The organism is Methanospirillum sp. (assembly GCF_035560735.1).
GTDB lineage: Archaea > Halobacteriota > Methanomicrobia > Methanomicrobiales > Methanospirillaceae > Methanospirillum.
Genome location: NZ_DATMYY010000398.1, coordinates 1 through 3,851 on the forward strand (window position 1 = coordinate 1; position 3,851 = coordinate 3,851).

General features: G+C 52.1%; 4 protein-coding genes and 1 pseudogene. All 5 read left to right on the top strand.

Annotated elements, in window-relative coordinates; translation table 11 throughout:
• Positions 1 to 198: 198 nt before the first annotated feature.
• Positions 199 to 1,509 (top strand): coenzyme-B sulfoethylthiotransferase subunit beta, encoded by a 1,311-nt coding sequence (mcrB, locus tag VN429_RS11755; protein WP_325633559.1) that lies wholly within the window; start codon positions 199 to 201, stop codon positions 1,507 to 1,509.
• A gap of 19 nt (positions 1,510 to 1,528) precedes the next feature.
• On the top strand, positions 1,529 to 1,999 hold the full coding sequence (mcrD, locus tag VN429_RS11760; protein WP_325633561.1) for a methyl-coenzyme M reductase operon protein D: 471 nt from the start codon (positions 1,529 to 1,531) through the stop codon (positions 1,997 to 1,999).
• On the top strand, positions 1,999 to 2,634 hold the full coding sequence (gene mcrC, locus VN429_RS11765; RefSeq protein ID WP_325633563.1) for a methyl-coenzyme M reductase I operon protein C: 636 nt from the start codon (positions 1,999 to 2,001) through the stop codon (positions 2,632 to 2,634). The genes mcrD and mcrC overlap by 1 nt, the downstream gene beginning before the upstream one ends.
• Before the next feature lie 4 nt (positions 2,635 to 2,638).
• Entirely contained in the window at positions 2,639 to 3,400 is a 762-nt protein-coding gene (gene mcrG, locus VN429_RS11770) for a coenzyme-B sulfoethylthiotransferase subunit gamma (protein ID WP_325633565.1), read from the top strand.
• A gap of 13 nt (positions 3,401 to 3,413) precedes the next feature.
• Positions 3,414 to 3,851 (top strand): annotated as a pseudogene (locus VN429_RS11775) (coenzyme-B sulfoethylthiotransferase subunit alpha); the annotation flags it as partial.

Here is a 3,851-nt window from a genome sequence, read left to right on the forward strand (position 1 = left end):
CAAATAAACCGCAAAAAAGGGCAATTGCATAAAAAGTTTCTCCAAAAATCAAACCGGAACACTTATATTAACAGATTCCCACTTATCTTCAGTCCCTTTGGGGACATGTACGAGTGATTTCAGCCACACAGTGATTCGCCTTACGCAGTATTCAGTGAACGAATCGTACAGGTTTGAAAGGAACATCGGAGGAACCATATGGCAAAATTTTCCGACACTATTGATCTCTATGACGATCAGGGTAAACTGCTGAAAAGCGGTGTAGCTCTTGAAAAGATCAGCCCGCTCGTGAACCCTGGCATGAAAAAGATGATTGACCTGACCAAGCGGACAGTCGCAGTCAACCTCGCAGGAGCAGAGGCAGCACTGAAGACTGGAGCAATTGGTAAGGGTAACTTCATCAAGGGTCGTGAGATGAACCTTGATATCTCCGGAAACGCCGGTGCAATCAAGGAGAAAATCTTCAAGATGATCCAGGTTGAAGAAGGCGACGATACTGAGATCCGGGAATTCAATGGCGGCAAGCTTCTGCTCGTCACTGTTCCAAGTGCCCGTATCGAGGCCGCAGCAACCTACGATGCAGCAATCACTTCAGTCGCAGCAGCAGCAACCTATGCAACCATCGACCAGTTCAATGTAGACATGTTCGACGGTTCCATGGTAAAGGCAGCTTTCTGGGGTACATACCCACAGACCATGGACATGGTCGGCAGCAACTGTGCATCTATCCTTTCCATCCCCCAGAACAACGAAGGTCTCGGATACGCACTCCGTAACATCCCGGCAAACCACGCCGTGATGATGACCAGCAAGAACGCAATGCAGGGTGCAGCACTCTCAGCAGTGTTCGAGCACGCTGGAGAGTTCGAGATGGGAGCCGCAATCGGCCCATTCGAGCGTGCACAGCTTCTCCTCCTGGCATACCAGGGTCTGAATGCAAACAACCTGGTATATGACCTCGTCAAGAAGAACGGTGCAACCGGTACCGTCGGTACCGTCGTTCAGTCCCTCGTTGAGAAGGCACTCGAAGACAAGGTTATCACCCCAGGAAAGAAGGGACCCTCTGGATACACATTCTACGAGACCAAGGATCCAAGACTCTGGAATGCATACACCGCAGCAGGAACTCTCGCCGCAACCATGGTAAACTGTGGTGCCGGCCGGTTCGCTCAGGCAGTATCATCCACCCTCCTGTACTTCAACGACCTTCTCGAGCACGAGACCGGTCTGCCAGGCTGTGACTACGGCCGTACAATGGGAGTAGCAGTCGGATTCTCGTTCTTCAGCCACTCAATCTATGGTGGCGGTGGCCCGGGAACCTTCAACGGAAACCACGTCGTTACCAGGCACGCAGCCGGTGTTGGTATGCCATGTATCGTGGCAGCCTGTGCACTTGATGCAGGAACCCAGATGTTCTCACCAGAGGCAACCTCCAAGATCTACGGAGAGACCTTCGGTAAGATTCCAGAGTTCAACACCCCAATCCAGCACGTTGCAAACGGAGTGTAACTACATATAGGATTGCATAATGAGCGAGGCAGAATTCCCGCAGTGTCGGATTGTCACCGAACGCTTTTTAAACCCTGAAACGGTTGAGAAGATCCTCAACAAGCTGGTGGCAATAGAGGGTATCCGCCGGATTGTTATAAACGGACCCAGTATTCCTCAGCTCGTCCCCTATGGCCCCGCAAGGGGTCTGCCAAACCCCCATTCCGGTCGTGCCCGAATCGTTGTGGGGGAGACCGATGTCGACCTGCGGGTGCAGGTCGGAACCATACTTCTTGAACTTGAGACCCGGGATATCGTCCCCCGGATCGACGAGGCGTGCAGGGAGGTCTTTGTGAACTTTACCTACGGACTTAAAGAAGGAAAGTTCATGAGATCCACGCCGACTCAGACCGATTATGCAAAATACGGTCCCGGGGCAGATGAAATGATGATCGGGATCGTTGACCCGAAGAATAAGACCGGACCCACCCTTATTCAGGGAACCAAATAATGCCGATAGGACGTGTCACTCAGATAGTAGACTGCCGGGAGAGCGCCGGCATGGGCAAAGGAGGAGCTCTTGCCCAGAGGGGAACAATATCAGAGTGTCGGTATCCCGATGTTATAATCGTCGGGATGTCTCCCGGCAGAAGACACGTCACCAAACCAGTATGTGATATAACATCAGCTCTCCGGACACAGGGGGTTGAATACAGCATCAGTACGATGATCCTCAATGCCGGAAGTGGCATTCCCCCTGATGCTCCGAAGAGTGCCGGTCATGTATTGGGTGCATATTTTGGTCTGAACGAGAAGGAGGTTTCGCAGATTAACCGCCACAAAGTAGCGGTCCTGCACCATGGAAACGTCAGATCACACGTGGTCGCAAAAGTAAGATCTATTCTAAAAGATTGCGACATTCCGGCCGTAGTGGTCTGTCAGGCTCCCATCGATTATGAGGACTTCGCTCGTGAGGGAATTAAAACGGCATATGTGATGCCACCAGAACACCATATCCAGACGAAAGGAACGGTTATGGAAATTGTAAGTGGCATTACAAGAGGACAGACCCCGTCACGCGAGAAGATTGCAGACGTCATTCATGCAGTTATGAGATTGATGAAATCATCTGATTTGGAGAGATAAAACAATGGCATATACACCACAGTATGGTCCAGGTAATTCTATTGTCGCCGAGAACCGGCGCAAGCAGATGAACCCCGGCGTAAAGCTTGAGAAGATCCGTGACGTCACGGATGAGGAGATTGTCCTGATCATGGGACACCGTGCACCCGGTCAGGCATACCCAACCGCACACCCACCACTTGCAGAGCAGGGAGAGCCAGATTGTCCAATCCGCAAGATTGTCAGCCCAACCGAGGGAGCAAAGGCTGGAGACCGTGTCCGGTACATCCAGTTCGCTGACTCCATGTACAACGCACCATCACAGCCATACCAGAGAACCTACGTTGAGATGTACCGCTACCGTGGTATTGACCCAGGTACCCTGTCAGGCCGTCAGATCGTCGAATCACGTGAGCGTGACCTCGAAAAGATCGCATCCGACCTGATCAACACCAACCTCTTCGACCCGGCACGTGTTGGTATTCGTGGAGCAACCGTCCACGGTCACTCACTCCGTCTTGCAGAAGATGGTATGATGTTCGATATGCTTCAGCGGTGTGTGCTCGACGGAGGAGTTGTCAAGTACGTCAAGGACCAGATTGGTGTTCCACTCGACAAGAAAGTCCCAGTCGGCAAGCCAATGGACGAAGCATGGCTCAAGGCAAACACCACGATGTTCCACTCACTCGTCGGAACTCCATTCCGTGATGACACAGAGTACGTCGAGTACGTCCAGCGCATTCACTCCCTGAGAACCAAATACGGCTTCATGCCGGTTGAGGAATAAGGAGGCATCATACATGGCAAAAATTGAGAGAGCACAGAAACTTTTCCTCAAGGCTCTGAAAGAGAAATTTGAGGGAGATGTCCAGGACACCAAGACCAGCTTCTATCACTTTGACGGTGTAAACCAGTCCCCGAGAAAACGCGAGTTCATGGCAGCCTCAAAGAAGATTGAACTTCGCCGTGGAATTTCCATGTACGACCCCAACCGCTGCCACCTCGGTGGTCTGCCAATGGGTCAGCGCCAGCTGATGACCTACGAGGTCTCAGGAACCGGCACCTTCGTAGAGGGTGACGACCTGCACTTTGTCAACAACCCGGCAATGCAGCAGATGTGGGATGATATCCGCCGGACGATCATCGTCGGTATGGATCTCGCACACAACACCCTGCAGAAGCGTCTCGGCAAGGAAATCACCCCTGAGACCATCAGCGAGTACCTTCACATCCTCAAC